This is a genomic window from Novosphingobium sp. TK71, from assembly GCF_055361505.1.
In genome coordinates this window covers 827820-842467 of the sequence record NZ_JBSZKA010000001.1, presented here as the reverse complement: position 1 = coordinate 842467, position 14648 = coordinate 827820, and the positions used below count along the sequence as shown (strand labels likewise).

9 protein-coding genes are annotated in these 14648 nt (G+C 64.6%); 6 read left to right on the top strand and 3 right to left on the bottom strand.

Translation table 11 applies throughout. The annotated features are described in order from the left end of the window. Window positions 1-287 precede the first annotated feature (287 nt). The 6 genes from ACXJ16_RS19960 to ACXJ16_RS19935 all read left to right on the top strand — a co-directional run bounded on the left by ACXJ16_RS19960 (window position 288) and on the right by ACXJ16_RS19935 (window position 8621). Window positions 288-2714 (top strand): glucose/quinate/shikimate family membrane-bound PQQ-dependent dehydrogenase, encoded by a 2427-nt coding sequence (locus tag ACXJ16_RS19960; RefSeq protein ID WP_463923124.1) that lies wholly within the window; start codon window positions 288-290, stop codon window positions 2712-2714. 99 nt (window positions 2715-2813) lie between these two features. Further along, a complete protein-coding gene (locus ACXJ16_RS19955; RefSeq protein WP_463923123.1) occupies window positions 2814-4163 on the top strand; it encodes a carbohydrate porin in 1350 nt (449 codons plus the stop codon). An 85-nt stretch (window positions 4164-4248) separates the two neighbouring features. Beyond that, window positions 4249-5013, top strand: a complete 765-nt coding sequence (locus ACXJ16_RS19950; RefSeq protein WP_463923122.1) for a nuclear transport factor 2-like protein — start codon at window positions 4249-4251, stop codon at window positions 5011-5013. 146 nt (window positions 5014-5159) lie between these two features. Next, complete coding sequence (locus ACXJ16_RS19945; protein WP_463923121.1) at window positions 5160-5867, top strand: TorF family putative porin; 708 nt, start codon at window positions 5160-5162, stop codon at window positions 5865-5867. Window positions 5868-5889: 22 nt separating this feature from the next. After that, window positions 5890-8037, top strand: coding sequence for a methyl-accepting chemotaxis protein (locus tag ACXJ16_RS19940; protein WP_463923120.1), 2148 nt, complete (start codon window positions 5890-5892; stop codon window positions 8035-8037). Window positions 8038-8201: 164 nt separating this feature from the next. Further along, entirely contained in the window at window positions 8202-8621 is a 420-nt protein-coding gene (locus ACXJ16_RS19935; protein ID WP_132468833.1) for an acyl-CoA thioesterase, read from the top strand. 14 nt (window positions 8622-8635) lie between these two features. Here ACXJ16_RS19935 and ACXJ16_RS19930 read toward each other — a convergent pair whose 3' ends face one another. The 3 genes from ACXJ16_RS19930 to ACXJ16_RS19920 all read right to left on the bottom strand — a co-directional run bounded on the left by ACXJ16_RS19930 (window position 8636) and on the right by ACXJ16_RS19920 (window position 14535). Next, window positions 8636-10042, bottom strand: a complete 1407-nt coding sequence (locus ACXJ16_RS19930) for an efflux transporter outer membrane subunit (RefSeq protein WP_324699634.1) — start codon at window positions 10040-10042, stop codon at window positions 8636-8638. A 139-nt stretch (window positions 10043-10181) separates the two neighbouring features. Then, the gene (locus ACXJ16_RS19925) at window positions 10182-13451 is read right to left on the bottom strand and encodes an efflux RND transporter permease subunit (protein WP_185999700.1); all 3270 of its coding nucleotides are present in this window, start codon (window positions 13449-13451) and stop codon (window positions 10182-10184) included. A gap of 4 nt (window positions 13452-13455) precedes the next feature. Beyond that, entirely contained in the window at window positions 13456-14535 is a 1080-nt protein-coding gene (locus tag ACXJ16_RS19920) for an efflux RND transporter periplasmic adaptor subunit (protein ID WP_054441993.1), read from the bottom strand. Between the last annotated feature and the right edge of the window lie 113 nt (window positions 14536-14648).

Here is a 14648-nt window from a genome sequence, read left to right as displayed (position 1 = left end):
TTGCGCTGTATTCCGGGTTCGTAATCCCTGCTGCACATTTCAAATTGGCAGCCGTTCCGGAGCACGCGCATAGGCGCGGGCATCCCTGTCCTGGGCGATCCATCTCTTCCGTCGGCGAACGCCGGTAGAGAGGTCGCGTAATCAGGAGACGCGCCGAGTTCCACTGCTCCGTGCGCGGCATCTGACAAATGGATCGCATAGCCGTTCATGCCCTGAGCGGTTTCATGCATTTGCGTGGCCTTGTTGGCTTCTTTGAGTATAATTGCAGGAAACGAAGGAGGTGCCGGATGCCAGGCACGAAGAACGACGGTAGTCTGCTGACAAGAGCATGGCTTTGGCTGCTCGGCGCGGTGGTGCTGCTAGCAGGGATCTTCTTCACCGCAGGCGGGGCAAAGCTCGCAAGCCTCGGCGGCAGTTTCTACTTCGTGATCGCGGGCCTCGCGCTGCTCGTATCCGGCTTCCTCATCGCTCGCCGACGCCCGGCCGGCGCTCTCGTTTTCGGCGCCACTTTCCTCTGCACGATAGTCTGGGCCTTGTGGGAAGTGGGCCTTTCGTTCTGGCCGCTGATCTCGCGCCTGCTGGCAATGGGCGTCGGCGCGACCGTGATCGCGCTGTCCTATCCGCTGCTGCGCGGTGCCGTTGCCGGCAAACGTGCCTGGGGACCGTCCCTGGCGATCGGGGGCGTGCTGGCCCTGTGTTCCGCGTCCGGCTTTGCCGCGATGTTCGTTGCGCATCCGACCGTGGCATTCTCGGGGGACATGGGCGGACTCGTTCCCGTCGATGCCGCGCACGAGCAGAAGAACTGGGAAGCATACGGCAACACCAGCGGTGGTAGCCGTTTTGTCGCGCTCGATCAGATCAACCGCGACAATGTAAAGGATCTCAAGGTCGCATGGACCTATCGGACCGGCGATGTCGCGGTGAGTGACGGCAACGGCGCCGAAGACCAGAACACGCCGCTTCAGGTCGGCGATACCGTGTTCGTCTGCACGCCGCATAACAACGTGATCGCGCTCGATGCCGATACCGGCAGGGAGAAGTGGAAAACGATCATCAACGCCAAGGCCTCTGTCTGGATGCGTTGCCGCGGTCTGGCCTATTTCGATGCGAAGGCCCCGCTTCGGCAGCCTGACGTGCCGGGCTCAACTCCGGTCCCGGCCGTCACCGTGGCCGAGGGCGCGCCGTGCCAGCGCCGCATCCTGATGAACACCATCAACGCCGAACTGGTCGCTCTCGATGCGGATACCGGGAAGTTCTGTCCGGACTTCGGCAACGGCGGCCGCGTAGACCTCAAGGCTGGCCTCGGCAACGCGCCCGACCCGCAGTACCAGCTCACCTCGGCGCCCACGCTGGCGGGGACGACCGTCGTGGTCGGCGGCCGCGTGGCGGACAACGTGCAGGTGGACATGCCCGGCGGCGTCATGCGCGGGTTCGATGTCGTTACCGGCAAGCTGCGCTGGGCATTCGATCCGGGCAACCCCGCGATCACCGGCATGCCTGCCGCAGGAAAGACCTACACCCGCTCCACTCCCAACGTCTGGGCGGCGATGTCCTATGACCCGGCGACGAACGCGGTGATCATGCCGGTGGGCAGCGCCTCGGTCGATCTCTACGGCGTCACCCGCAGCGCGCTCGACCACGAGTACGGCGCCTCGATGCTCGCGCTCGACGCGACGACGGGCAAGGAAAAGTGGCATTTCCAGACCGTTCACAACGACCTCTGGGACTTCGACCTGCCGATGCAGCCGAGCTTCATCGACTTTGCCAAGAACGGCAAGACCGTGCCCGCGCTGGTATTCGGCACCAAGTCAGGCCAGCTCTATGTCCTTGACCGGACCACCGGCAAACCGCTGACGGAAGTCGCGAATGTCAGGGTGAAGGCTGCCAATATCCCGAACGAGCCCTATTCGCTCGTGCAGCCCAAGTCGGTCGGCATGCCGCAGATCGGCGTCGGTCCGCTGACCGAAGCCGACATGTGGGGCGCAACGCCGTTCGACCAGCTGATGTGCCGCATTGCCTTCAAGGGCATGCGTTACGAAGGGCTCTACACCGCGCCGGGCACGGACAAGTCGCTCAGCTTCCCCGGATCGCTCGGCGGAATGAACTGGGGCGGACTTTCGACAGACCCGACCACTGGCACGATCTTTGCCAACGACATGCGTCTCGGCCTTTGGGTGCAGATGTTCCCGCAGACGAAGGAGCAGGCGGGCAAGGCGGGCGCCGCGGGTGAGGCGGTCAATACCGGCATGGGCAGCGTTCCCCTGAAGGGCACGCCCTATTCCGTGGTCAAGGATCGCTTCCTTTCCGCGCTGGGCGTTCCCTGCCAGGCTCCGCCTTTCGGCACGCTGACGGCGATCGACATGAAGACCCGCAAGATCAAGTGGCAGGTTCCGGTCGGCACGGTTCGCGATACCGGCCCGATGGGCATCAAGATGGGCCTGCCGATACCGATCGGTCTGCCCACGCTGGGCGGCACGCTGGCGACGCAGGGCGGTCTCGTGTTCATCGCAGGCACCCAGGACTACTATCTGCGCGCCTTCAATTCGGCGAACGGCAAGGAAATCTGGAAGGCCCGTCTGCCGGTGGGCAGCCAGGGCGGCCCGATGAGCTACAAGTCGCCGAAGACCGGCAAGCAGTACGTGGTCATCACCGCCGGCGGTGCGCGGCAGTCGCCCGATCGCGGTGACTATGTGATCGCCTATAAGCTGCCGTAACGCTTTCGGGGGCGGAACACAGCCTTCCGCCCCCATCCATTCTTCAAGACATATTGGTCCTGCGCCTCTCTTCCCGAGGCGTCGGGGGAGGAGGGGGCCATGGCCCATCGTTTGGATAGATTCACGCGTCTGGCCGGCTGCGGCCTTATGGTTTCCGCCCCGTTTGCGGCGGTCGATGCCCGTGCCGAGGAAACCGGCGAAGCGCAGCAGACCGCGCAAGTCACCACCCTTCCGGCAGCGGCAGCGCCCGCTCCCCAGCCGGCGGCGCGCGATACGCTCACGGGTGACTGGGGCGGACTGCGCACGCAGCTCAAGACGGCCGGCGTCACGTTCCGGGGCGACTATGTTTCAGAGACTTTTTCAGCGGTGGACGGAGGGCTCAAGCGGGGCACCGCCTATGTCCAGCAGGTCCGCATGGGCGCGGACTTCGACATGGACCGGCTTGCAGGATGGGAAGGTGCGACGCTGCACCTCACGTTCAACGACCGGCGCGGCGTAGGCATTTCCTCGGACTATGTAGGCAACCGGCTGCCCATTCAGGAAGCGGCAGGCGGATACTACGCGCGGCTCACCGAGGCGAGTTGGGAGCAGAACCTCCTGGAGGGCAAGCTCAACCTGCGGATGGGCTATTTTGCGATGGGCAACGATCTGGGCGGCATGCCGATCGGCTGCAACTTCGTGAACGCCGCGTTCTGCGCCCACCCTCTTTCGCTTTCCGGCGACAGCGGATGGTACAATTACCCCAATGCCCGGTGGGGCGCGGCGGTGCGCTACAAGTTGCGTTCGGACATTATCGTCAGGACCGGCGCCTTCCAGGTCAATCCCCGCCTCAACGACGAGGAAAACGCCTTCAACCCCTTCGCGGGAGGAACCACCGGGGTACTTCTGCCGCTGGAAGTCGAATACGATCCCGGCGCGGCAAAGGACAGCCGTTCGCTGCCCGGCCATTACAAGCTTGGCGTCTACTACGACACTTCGCGTGTGACCCGTCAGGGCGGCGGCGGCACGGTTCGTGGACGTTACGGCGTCTATCTGCTGGCTGACCAGATGATCCTGCGCGAAGGGCAGGGCAATCGAGGACTGTCGATCTTCGGCCAGTTCACCGCCAATCCCGCGATCTCGGGCCAGATCACCCGTTGGTATGCGGCGGGGCTCGTCAAGACGGGCACGTTCCGGGGACGTGATGCGGATTCGATTGCGCTCGGCTTCACGCATGCCGTCGTGGATCCGCGTCTTCGCCGGGCCCATGTCGAAGCCAATCCCCTGCCGGGAGGATATGCCGCGCTGCCCGCCGGGGAGACCGCGATCGAACTGAGCTACGGCCTGCAACTGCGCCGCTGGCTGAGCCTCCGTCCCGACATCCAGTACATCATCGAGCCGGGCGCCTTCGGTTTCCGCAATACGCCCAATGCCCTCGCGCTCGGCTGTCAGGTCAAGATGCAGTTCTGAGAATTCGCTCCGGCATCCGATCGGGGTTCCCGTGCGTTGATCCTTCCGTCGCGCATCGGCAAGGCCGGAACGAGGAACTCTGGAAATGAAACAACTGGCGTCCGTTCTCCCGATCCTGCTGGGCCTTGCAGTGACGGCGTGCGGATCGCCAGGCGGGCCGGATGGCGCTGATGGCGAGGAGGCGGCGACAAGTTCGGCGCCTCCAACCGCAACCCTGTCCGAGGCGCCGCCGATAACGGAACCATCAAGGACGCAGGCACCAGCGGCTTCCGGCTCCGCGCTGCTGTCCTGTTCGCAGCAGATCGGTGCTGCGGCGGCAGCCCGCCGCGTCGAGGTGTGCCGGTCCGTCTCTCCCGCAACGCATCCGCCTTGCAACGTGTCCAATAGCTGCGCGATGATCGAGGATGAGATTGCCCGAAGCTGCGCTCTGTTCGATGGCAAGGGATCGCCGATGGCCGGCTGCACCCCCGCACCGAAGAGCATGGAAGCCGCAGCCGATGTCGTCAGGCGCTACTATTCGGCGCTCGATGCGCGCGATTACGAAACTGCATGGCAGCAATGGGGCGAGGATGGACCGCCAAGGCAGACGCGCGAAACCTTCAGGGCCGGTTTTGCGCAAACGGTATCCACCAGGGTTACCATCGGCAGGCTCGAACCGGGGGACGCAGGGGCTGGATCGATCTATCAACCGGTGCCTGTCACGGTGGATGCGACCCTTGCCGATGGGCATCACCAGACGTTTCGCGGCAGCTATGTGATAAGGCGTGTCAACGACGTCGACGGCGCGAGCCCCGCCCAGCTGCGCTGGCATATAGACTCCGCCAGCCTCAAGGCCGGTCCGGCTCGTTGAGCCCCTTTTTCGGCATGAAGTTATAATTTCCGCGTAATCATAATGCATTAGCGGAATTCCCCGCCAAACCTGCGGCGTGAGCGCCCGGTGCGGGGCGTGCCCCTTCTATAATGGCACTGCCTCATCTGTCCCGGAATAGGACTTCCATGCGTTTTGCCATTTCGTCAGGGTTCGCCCTGACCCTGTTGTCGTTGCCGATTGCCGCACATGCCCAATCCGATACTCCCGCCTTCACCGTTTCCGGCGGCGCTACCATCATCAGCGACTATCGCTTTAGGGGCATCTCGCTGACGGGAAAAGACCCGGCGGTACAGGCCACGATCAACCTGTCTCATGAGAGCGGCATCTACGTCGGCACCTGGGCCTCTTCCATCGACATGGGCGAACGCTACGGCGCGACCGAGGTGGATCTCTACACCGGGTGGGCGGGAAGCCTGGCGCCCCACACCAGCGTCGATGTGGCCGTGGCCTATTACAGCTATCCCGGCGGCGAGGGTTCCGGGAAGATCGAATACTTCGAAACCACGGCAAAGCTCACGCAGGACCTCGGCCCCATGCAGGCCACTCTGGGCAGCGGCTATAGCTGGGACCAGGCCGCGCTCGGGGGCGATCACCTCTATCTTTACGGAGAAGCGGGGGTGCCGATCCCGCGGACGCCGCTCACGCTTCGTGCCCATGGGGGCCGCAGCAAGGGCGCGATCAGTCCTCGGCCCGGCGGCTATTACGACTGGTCGCTCGGCGCGGATGCGAACCTCGGGCCGCTCACGCTGGGACTATCCTACATCGACACCGATCTCGGCCGGGGAGCCCGGGCCGACGGCGCCGCGCTGTTCTGGGTCAGCGCCGCCTTCTGAAGATTTCTTCTGGAGCTTTTAAATGAAAGACCTGTTCAGTCGCATGCGCATTGCGGGCAAGCTGATGACGGTGGCCGGACTGGCGATCGCCTTGCTGCTCTTGCTCGGCTTTACCGCTGTTGTCGTGGAAACCGGCTCGGTCGTGGGGACACTGTCGGATCAGTCCGCCGTTGCCCAGGCCGATGCGGAGGGCAACCGCGTCAGTACCGATATCGCCACTTTCGAGGCGACGGCGCGTTCCATGGCGTCGGCTCTGGGCAAGATGCATGCCGCCGGAATGCGCGATCGCGGCGCGGCCCTGCTGGTGCTCAAGACGGACCTCCTGGAATCGAAAGTGGCATTGGGAAGCTGGACGATGATCCAGCCCAACCAGTGGGATGGTCCTGACGCCGGCAAGAGCGGGCTTCCCGGCTCCAGCGGAGACGGCAACTTCACGCCATACTGGGTGAAGAGCAACGGCGTGCTGGCGCAAATGCCGAACAACGAGGCCGGAGCTTACGAAAAGCCGTATTTCCGGGCGGCATTCGAAAGCGGAAAGGGCGCGATCGTCGATCCCTATGCCTATGACGTGGACGGCAAGACCATCCTGATGACATCGATCACCGATCCGGTCAGGTCCGGGGACAAGGTTATCGGCGTGGTGGGCGTGGACATGGAGCTGGGCAGCCTCTCCGAGCGTCTTTCAGCGCTCAAGCCGTTCAGGACGGGCCGCGTGATGCTCCTGTCGTCCTCGGCAACATGGGTGGCCAATCCAGATCCTTCCCAGCTCGGCAAGCCCTATGAAGGTGCCGGTCTCGATGAGGTGAAAGCCGCTCTTGCCAGCGGCGAGACCCGCGTGCTCAACGATCTCGACATCGGCGGCGTGCCCACGCGCCGTGTCATTCGCCCGATCGCGCTTCAGGGGCTCAATACCACCTGGGGTCTCGTTCTCGACGTGCCGGAGGCGACCATTTCTGCGCCGGCTCGCTCGATGGCATGGCAACTCGTGATCGGTGGCCTCGTCATCGTGGCGGCGGTCCTCGCCAGCCTGTTCTACGCGGCCGGCAGCATCATCGGCAAACCGATCGCCGGACTGAGCCGCGCTGTCGATCGTCTGGCCAAGGGCGATCACTGCGCCATTCCCGAACTGGACCGTCAGGACGAGATCGGCACGATGGCCCGCGCAGCGGATGTGTTCCGTCAGGCCGCGGAAGATCGGGCGGAAGCCGACCATCGTTCGGCCGAGGAACAGCGTATCGTCACCAGCGCCGTCGGTGCCGGGCTCGACGCGCTGACGCGGGGCGACCTCACGGCAGAGATTTCCGCGCCGTTCCCGGCGGGATATGCCGCACTGAAGGAAAACTTCAACGCCGCCCTTGGCGAATTGCGCCGCATGATCGGTGCCGTAACGAACAGCGCCGTTGGCATTCGCACCGGGTCGGAGGAAATCGCCCAGGCATCGGAAGACCTTGCCCGGCGGACCGAGTCCAACGCCGCCAGCCTTGAGGAAACCTCGGCGGCGCTCGTCCAGATCGACCACCGCCTGAAGGCTTCCGCAACCGCGGCATCGCAGACCGTGCGCCGCGCCGACGAGGCTCTCTCGACCGTTGCCGGTGGCCGCACCGTGGCTGGCGAGGCCGTTCAGGCGATGGACCGCGTGAGCCTGAGCGCAAAGGGCATCGACCAGGTTATCGAAGGCGTAGACAAGATCGCGTTCCAGACCCGCGTCCTCGCCATGAACGCCGCCGTCGAGGCCGGGCGCGCCGGAGATGCCGGGCGCGGTTTCGCGGTCGTCGCCGATCTGGTTTCCGCGCTTGCCATGCGGGCCGAGGAAGAGGCCAAGCGTGCGCGTGACCAGCTTACCGTGACGCAGACGGACATCGTGACCGCCGTTGACGCGGTGCAGCGTGTCGATGCCGCGTTCGAGACCATCTCGGGCGGGGTGGGCGAGGTTCACACCCTGCTCGGACAGATGGCCGAAGACAATCAGGCGCAATCGTCGGCGATCAGCCAGATCACGGTCGCGGTTTCCACCATGGACCAGTCGACCCAGCAGAACGCCGCCATGGTCGAGGAAACTTCGGCCGCGGCACGCAACCTGACGACCGAGGCGATTTCGCTCAACGATCAGGCGGCCCGCTTCGACACGGGCTGCGGCCGGAGCCCGGCTCGCTACACCGCGGCGGCCTGATACGATGAAACGAGGCTCGCGGACCGATCGCAACGATCCGCGGGCCTTTCCTCTTTCGATCATTCCACATTAAAACCGCAGGTTACTGCCTCATTCCGAGGAAATCTCGGCGTTTCCCCCATTTCCGCTATCTGTGGGGGGCCTGAACTGTTACTTTCGGGGACGTGAGCAACGCGATTCCCCACAGCTATCCCATTGGCATCGACCCGGTCGACATCGACTTCATGGGGCATGTCAACAATGCCAGCTATCTGAAGTGGGTGCAGGATGCCGTGCTCGATCATTGGCGGGCGCTTGCGCCCACCGAAGCGGTCGCGCAGCATCTCTGGGTCGCGCTCAAGCACGAAATCACCTATCGCAAGCCGACCTTCATCGACGATGACGTGATCGCCACGGTCCTGCTCGAAAAAGTGCAGGGTGCGCGGGCGTTCTACGAAACCATCATCCGTCGCGGCGAGGAAGTGCTGGCCGAAGTCAAGTCGAGCTGGTGCTGCCTGGATGCTTCCACCATGCGGCCGGCCAGGCTGGCCCGCGAAGTGATCCAGCATTTCTTTGCTCCGGAAAGCCGCGACACCGGCGAATAAGGCCGCCGCAGGCCTCAGTTTCCTGAGGCCTTCTCCTCTGCCAGCGTATCGTCCGCACCAATCGCGCTGTAAACGGTCACGCGGTTGGTGAGGTCCGCCAGAATTGTCGCAATCCGCGTCTGGCGATAGGCATAGAGAGAACGCTGGGCGACGAGCGCGTTCAGGTAGGTATCCGTTCCGGCCCGGTATTGGGCATCCGCCAGATCGTAGCTCTTCTGTGCTGCGGTAACCAGCCGGTCCTGCGCGGTGCGCTGACTGGTGATGGTGCCGCGCCGGGCAAGCGCATCGGCCACGTCCCGGAATGCGGACTGCACCGCCGCCCGGTAAGCGGCAAGGTAGTATTCCTGCTGCGCCTTCGCATATTCAAGGTTGCCCTTGTTCGTGCCGCCAAGGATCGGCAGGCTGGCGCTCGCCGTGCCGCTGGCGCCGAGCGCGCCGCCGGTGAACAGATCTGCCAGCGCAGTGCTGGCAAGGCCAAGAGCGGACGTCAGCGAGATGGTCGGGAAGAACGCGGCGCGGGCCGCGCCGATCTGGGAATATGTGGCCTTGAGCTGATGCTCCGCCTCCACGACGTCGGGTCGCCGCAGGAGGACATCGGACGACAGCCCCGCCGGAACCTGCCCGATGCGCGTGTCGAGTTCCGCCAGCGACGCGGGCAGCAGGGCGTCTTCCACGGGGCCGCCCACCAACAATTCCAGCGCATTGCGGTCCTGCGCGACCAGCGTCGTCTGCGAAGCGACGTCGGAAGTCGCCTGTTCCAGCACCGTCTGCGCGGCAGCCAGGTCTCCCGCTGCGGCAAGGCCCGATTTGAGCAGTCTTTGCGTCAATTCCACCGAACGGCGTCCGCTGTCGCGCGTCTGCTCGGCGAGCGACAGCAGGTCGCGGTCGGACGCGAGTGTTATGTAGGCGGTCGCGGCGTTTGCCACCAGCGTGAGGCGCGCCGCGCGATAGCCGGACTCGGTGGAAAGATAAGTCTCGAGAGCCTCCCGGCTCTGGTTCCTGAGGCGGCCGAACAGGTCCAGTTCGAAAGCGCTGGCACCGATGTTCGCATCGTAGCTCTGGCTATCGCCCTGCGAGCTCTTGAGGCCCCGCGTGGCGCTCGCGCTTGCCGTTCCGGCTAGTGTCGGCAACTGGTACGAACGTTCGACATGATACTGCGCGCGCGCCGAAGCCACGTTGGCAAGACTGGCCTGAAGGTTCCGGTTGTTCGCCAGCGCCCGCTCGATCACCGTTTGCAGGCGGGGATCGGCGAACAGGGCCCGCCAGGGAAGGCCGGCCTCGCCCGCTTCTGCCGGGGCATAGGCGGCGCCTTGCGGCCACTGCAGTGGAGCGGCCGCCTCGGGCTGGACGTAGCGGGGCGCCATGTTGCACCCGGCCAGCGAACCGGCGGCGAGAATGAGCGGGATCAGGGTACGGCGCATCGGATCATTCCTCGATGAAGGCGCCCGGAGCCCCGACCTGAAGGGGCTCCGGGCTTCACCGGCGCGGGAGGGTGCGACTGTTCCGCGCCGGCGAATGTGGGGGAAAGGGGATGTAAACGGGATGCCAAGCCGAATGCCGTCAGCCATCGCCCTCTGATGGGGCGCCCGGAACTTCGGCATGTGACCCTTGCCGCAGGTTCCGGGCAGCGCCGGCGCTCCCGTCAGTCGTGCCTGAGCCCCCTCGGTGGAAGAGCCCGGCAACAATGACGAAGAACATCGGCACATAGAAGATCGCCAGCGCGGTGGCGGTGAACATGCCGCCAAGCACCGCCGTGCCTATGGCGATACGCCCCTGGGCGCCTGCTCCACTGGCGATCGCAAGCGGAATGACGCCGGCCATGAAGGCGATAGAGGTCATCATGATCGGGCGCAGGCGCACGCGGGCCGCCTCCAGCGCCGCATGGAGCATGTCGCGGCCGTCTCGCCACGCCTGCTCGGCAAATTCCACGATCAGGATCGCGTTCTTGGCCGCAAGTCCGATGGTGGTCAGCAGGCCGACCTGGAAGTAGATGTCGTTTTCCAGCCCGCGTACCGCCACCGCCAGCACCGCGCCGATCACGCCGAGCGGGATCACCAGCAGAACCGCCAGCGGCACCGACCAGCTTTCGTAAAGCGCCGCAAGGCACAGGAACACCACGGCGATCGAAAGGGCGTAAAGGTAAACGGCCTGACCGCTGGACTGGTTCTGCTGATAGGACAGGTCGCTCCAGGCATAGCTCGTGCCGGGCGCGAGCTTCTGTTGCAGGGCGACCATCTCCTTCATCGCGTCTCCCGAGCTGTATCCAGACCCGGCATCGCCCTGGATCGTATAGGACGAACGGCCGTTGAAGCGGGAAAGGCTGTTCGGGCCGGTTTCCCAGTTCATCGTCGTGAAGGCCGAGAAGGGAACCATCTTGCTGGTCCCATCGGCATTGGTGGCGGCGGTCGAGCGGACGAACCACTTGTCGAGATCGCTCGGCAGCATTCGCGCGCTTGCCTCTCCCTGTACGTAGACCTTCTTCACCCGTCCGCGATCGATGAAATCGTTGACGTAGGTGCCGCCCCAGGCCGTGCTGAGCGTATCGGTTGCATTGGCCACCGAAAGGCCGAGGACCGACAGCTTGGCATCGTCGTAATTGATGTCGAACTGGGGCGTGTCCGGCAGAGAGGAAGCGCGGACCTGCGAGAGTTTGGAGCTCTGGTTGGCGGCGGCGATCAGCTTGTCCCGCAGGGCGACGAATTTCTCGCGGTCCATGTTCGTCGAATTGAGGAGCTGGAAGGTGAAGCCGTTCGACTGGCCGAGGCCCTGGATCGAAGGCGGGGTCATCACGAAGACTTGCGCATCGCGGATCTTCGCCAGCTTGGCCATGACGCGGCCGCTGATGGCCTGCGCGGACTTTTCGGAGTCCTTGCGATCATCGAAGGGGGCAAGGCTGGCAAAGCCCATGCCTGCGTTCTGGCCGGCTCCATTGAAGCTGAAACCGCCGATGGTGAAGCGCAGGGGCACGTTCGCGCCTTCCGACCTGAAGGCTTGCTCGATCTGTTCGCGAACCTTGTCAGTCCGTTCGGAAGTGGCGCCGGCGGGAAGCTGGTAGACCACCATGACCTGGCCCTGGTCCTCTGTAGGCAGGAAGCCGGTCGGCAGGCGCATGAAGACAATCACGAGTGCCACGATCACCAGTCCATAGACTGCGAGCCAGATACGGCGGCGGGCGATGAGTTTCTCCGTCGTATCGACATAACGGCCGGTCATGCGGTCGAACCAGCGGTTGAAGCTGCCGAACCATCCGTCGAGCCTGTGTTGCAACCGCCGGGGTGCACCGCGCAGGCGAGATGCGGGTTCGCGCTCGGCATCGGCGTGCTCCTTGGCCACGAGCAGGGTCGAGCAGAGCGCGGGCGAGAGGATCAGCGCCGTCAGTACCGAAAGCCCCATGGCCGAGACGATGGTGATCGAGAACTGGCGGTAGATCACCCCGGTCGACCCGCCGAAGAACGCCATCGGCAAGAGCACCGCCGACAGCACCAGCGCGATGCCCACAAGTGCGGAGCCGATCTCGTCCATCGAGCGTACCGTGGCGCCATAGGGGCTGAGCCCATCCTCGTGCATCAGGCGCTCGACATTCTCGACCACGACGATGGCGTCGTCCACCAGCAAGCCGATGGCGAGCACCATTGCGAACAGGGTCAGCGTATTGATCGAGTAGCCCAGCAGCGCGAGGATGCCGAAGGTGCCCATCAGGACAACCGGCACGGCAATTGCCGGCACCAGCGTCGCGCGCCAGCTCTGGAGGAAGGCATACATCACCAGAACGACGAGGATGATGGCGATCACCAGCGTCTCGATCACTTCCTTGATCGAAAGCTTGACGAAGTCGCTGGTGTCGCGGGCATAGGCGAGCTTGTATCCGTCCGGCAGGTCATGCGCGAGTTCGTCCACCCGCGCCTTTACGGCGGCGACGGTCTTGAGGGCATCGGCGCCGGAGGCCAGTTCGATGGCGATACCCGAGGCGGGATGCCCGTTGAGGCGAGCCGAACTGGAATAGCTCTCCTGCCCGAGTTCGACCCGGGCGACATCCGAGAGACGCACGATCGACCCGTCCGACAGCGTCTTGACGACGATCTGGCGGAACTGGGCGGGGGTCTGCAAGCGCGACTTGGCCTTGACGACCGCGTTCAGCATCTGCCCCTTGGCGAGCGGTTCGGCGCCGAGTTGTCCGGCGGACAAGTCAACGTTCTGTGCCGAAATCGCGCTCGTGACGTCGGAGGGGATCAATTGGCGCGCGGCCATCCTGGTGGGATCGAGCCAGATCCTCATCGCATATTGCGCGCCGAAGACCCGCACCCCGCCCACGCCGTTCACGCGGGCAAGATCGTCCTGGAAGTTGGAGACCAGATAATCGGCAACGTCGCTGTCGCTGCTCTTGTCGCTCTGGTCGTAGAGGCCGACGACAAGCAGCATGTCCGAGGCCGACTTGGTGACGGTCAGGCCTTGCTGCTGCACCTGGGTCGGCAGGCGTGAGTTGGCTTGCTGGACCTTGTTCTGGACCTGCACTTGCGCAACGTCCGGATCGGTGCCCTTGGCGAACGTCGCGGTGACGGAGGCCGAACCGGAACTGTCCGAGCTGGATGAGAAGTAGAGCAGGTTGTCGATGCCGGTAAGCTGCTGCTCGATGACCTGCGTCACCGAATTTTCCAGCGTCTGCGCCGAAGCGCCGGGATAGGTGGCGCTGACAGTGACGGAAGGCGGCGCAACGTCGGGATACTGGGCGACGGGAAGGCTCATGATACCGGCGATGCCGGCCATCATGACGATGATGGCGATGACCCAGGCGAAGATCGGCCTGTCAATGAAATAGCGACTGAGGTTCATGGGATCAGTCGCCCTGCTTTACGGTGACGGCCTTGACCCTGGCCCCGGTGCGGGCCTTGTCGGTTCCCTCCACGATCAGGCGGTCGCCTGCCTTCAGTCCGCTGGTTATCAGCCACTTGTTGCCGATAGCCTGGCCGGTCGTGACCTTGCGCTGTTCGACCTTGCCCGCAGCATCGACGACGAGCGCCGTCCCGTCGCCCTTGGCGTCGCGCGAAATCCCCTGCTGCGGGGCAAGAATGCCGTTGCGCACAACGCCTTGCGGCGCGGCCACGTTCACGAACATGCCGGGGAGCAGGAGACCATCGGGATTGGGGAACTTCGCGCGCAGGGTGACCGTGCCTGCCTCGGGATCGACGTTGACTTCGCTGAACTCGATGGTCCCCTGCTGGGGGTAGACGGTGCCATCCTCCAAAGTCAGCGTCACTTTCGCACTGGCCGGAAGCATGTTGCCCTTGGCCAGCGCGCTCCGCAGGCGAAGCAGTTCGGCGGAGGACTGGGTGATATCGACGAAGATCGGGTCGAGTTGCTGGATCGTCGCCATGGCGTCGGTCTGGCTGGCGGTAACAAGCGCGCCCTTCGTCACCGAGGAACGGCCGATACGGCCGGTGATCGGCGCGAGAACGCGGGTGAACTCCAGGTTCACCGCGGCGCTGCGACTGGTTGCCTGATACTGGTGCACCGCAGCCTGTGCGGCGCGGGCGGCGGCGATCGTCTCGTCCTTGTCTTGACCGCTGACCGCTTCGCTATCGCCCAGGGTTCGATAGCGGCGGGCCTTGGCCTCGGCGCTGTAAAGATCGGCCTGCGCGCTTTCCAGCTGTGCACGGGACGTATCGAGAGATGCGCGGTAAAGGCGCGCGTCGATCTGGTACAGAGGCTGGCCGGCATGGACGAGCGAGCCTTCCTCGAAGAGCCGGGACTGGATCACGCCGTCCACCTGTGGTCGAACCTCGGCAACGGTCGTCGCGGCGGTGCGGCCGGAAAGCGTGGTGGAGACTGTTACCGGCTCGGCCGTCAGCGTGACCACGCCGACTTCGACGTCCTGCTGCGGCATGGCCTGCTGCTGGCCGCAGCCGCCGAGGCTCATGGCGGACAAAGCAAGCGCCGAGACCATGGCGAGATGTTGGAAGGAGGGGCGCAAGCGGAAGGCTCCTGTGCACAGTTGCAGCTCGGTTTCGCAATTGTGCGCCGCAGCAAGCG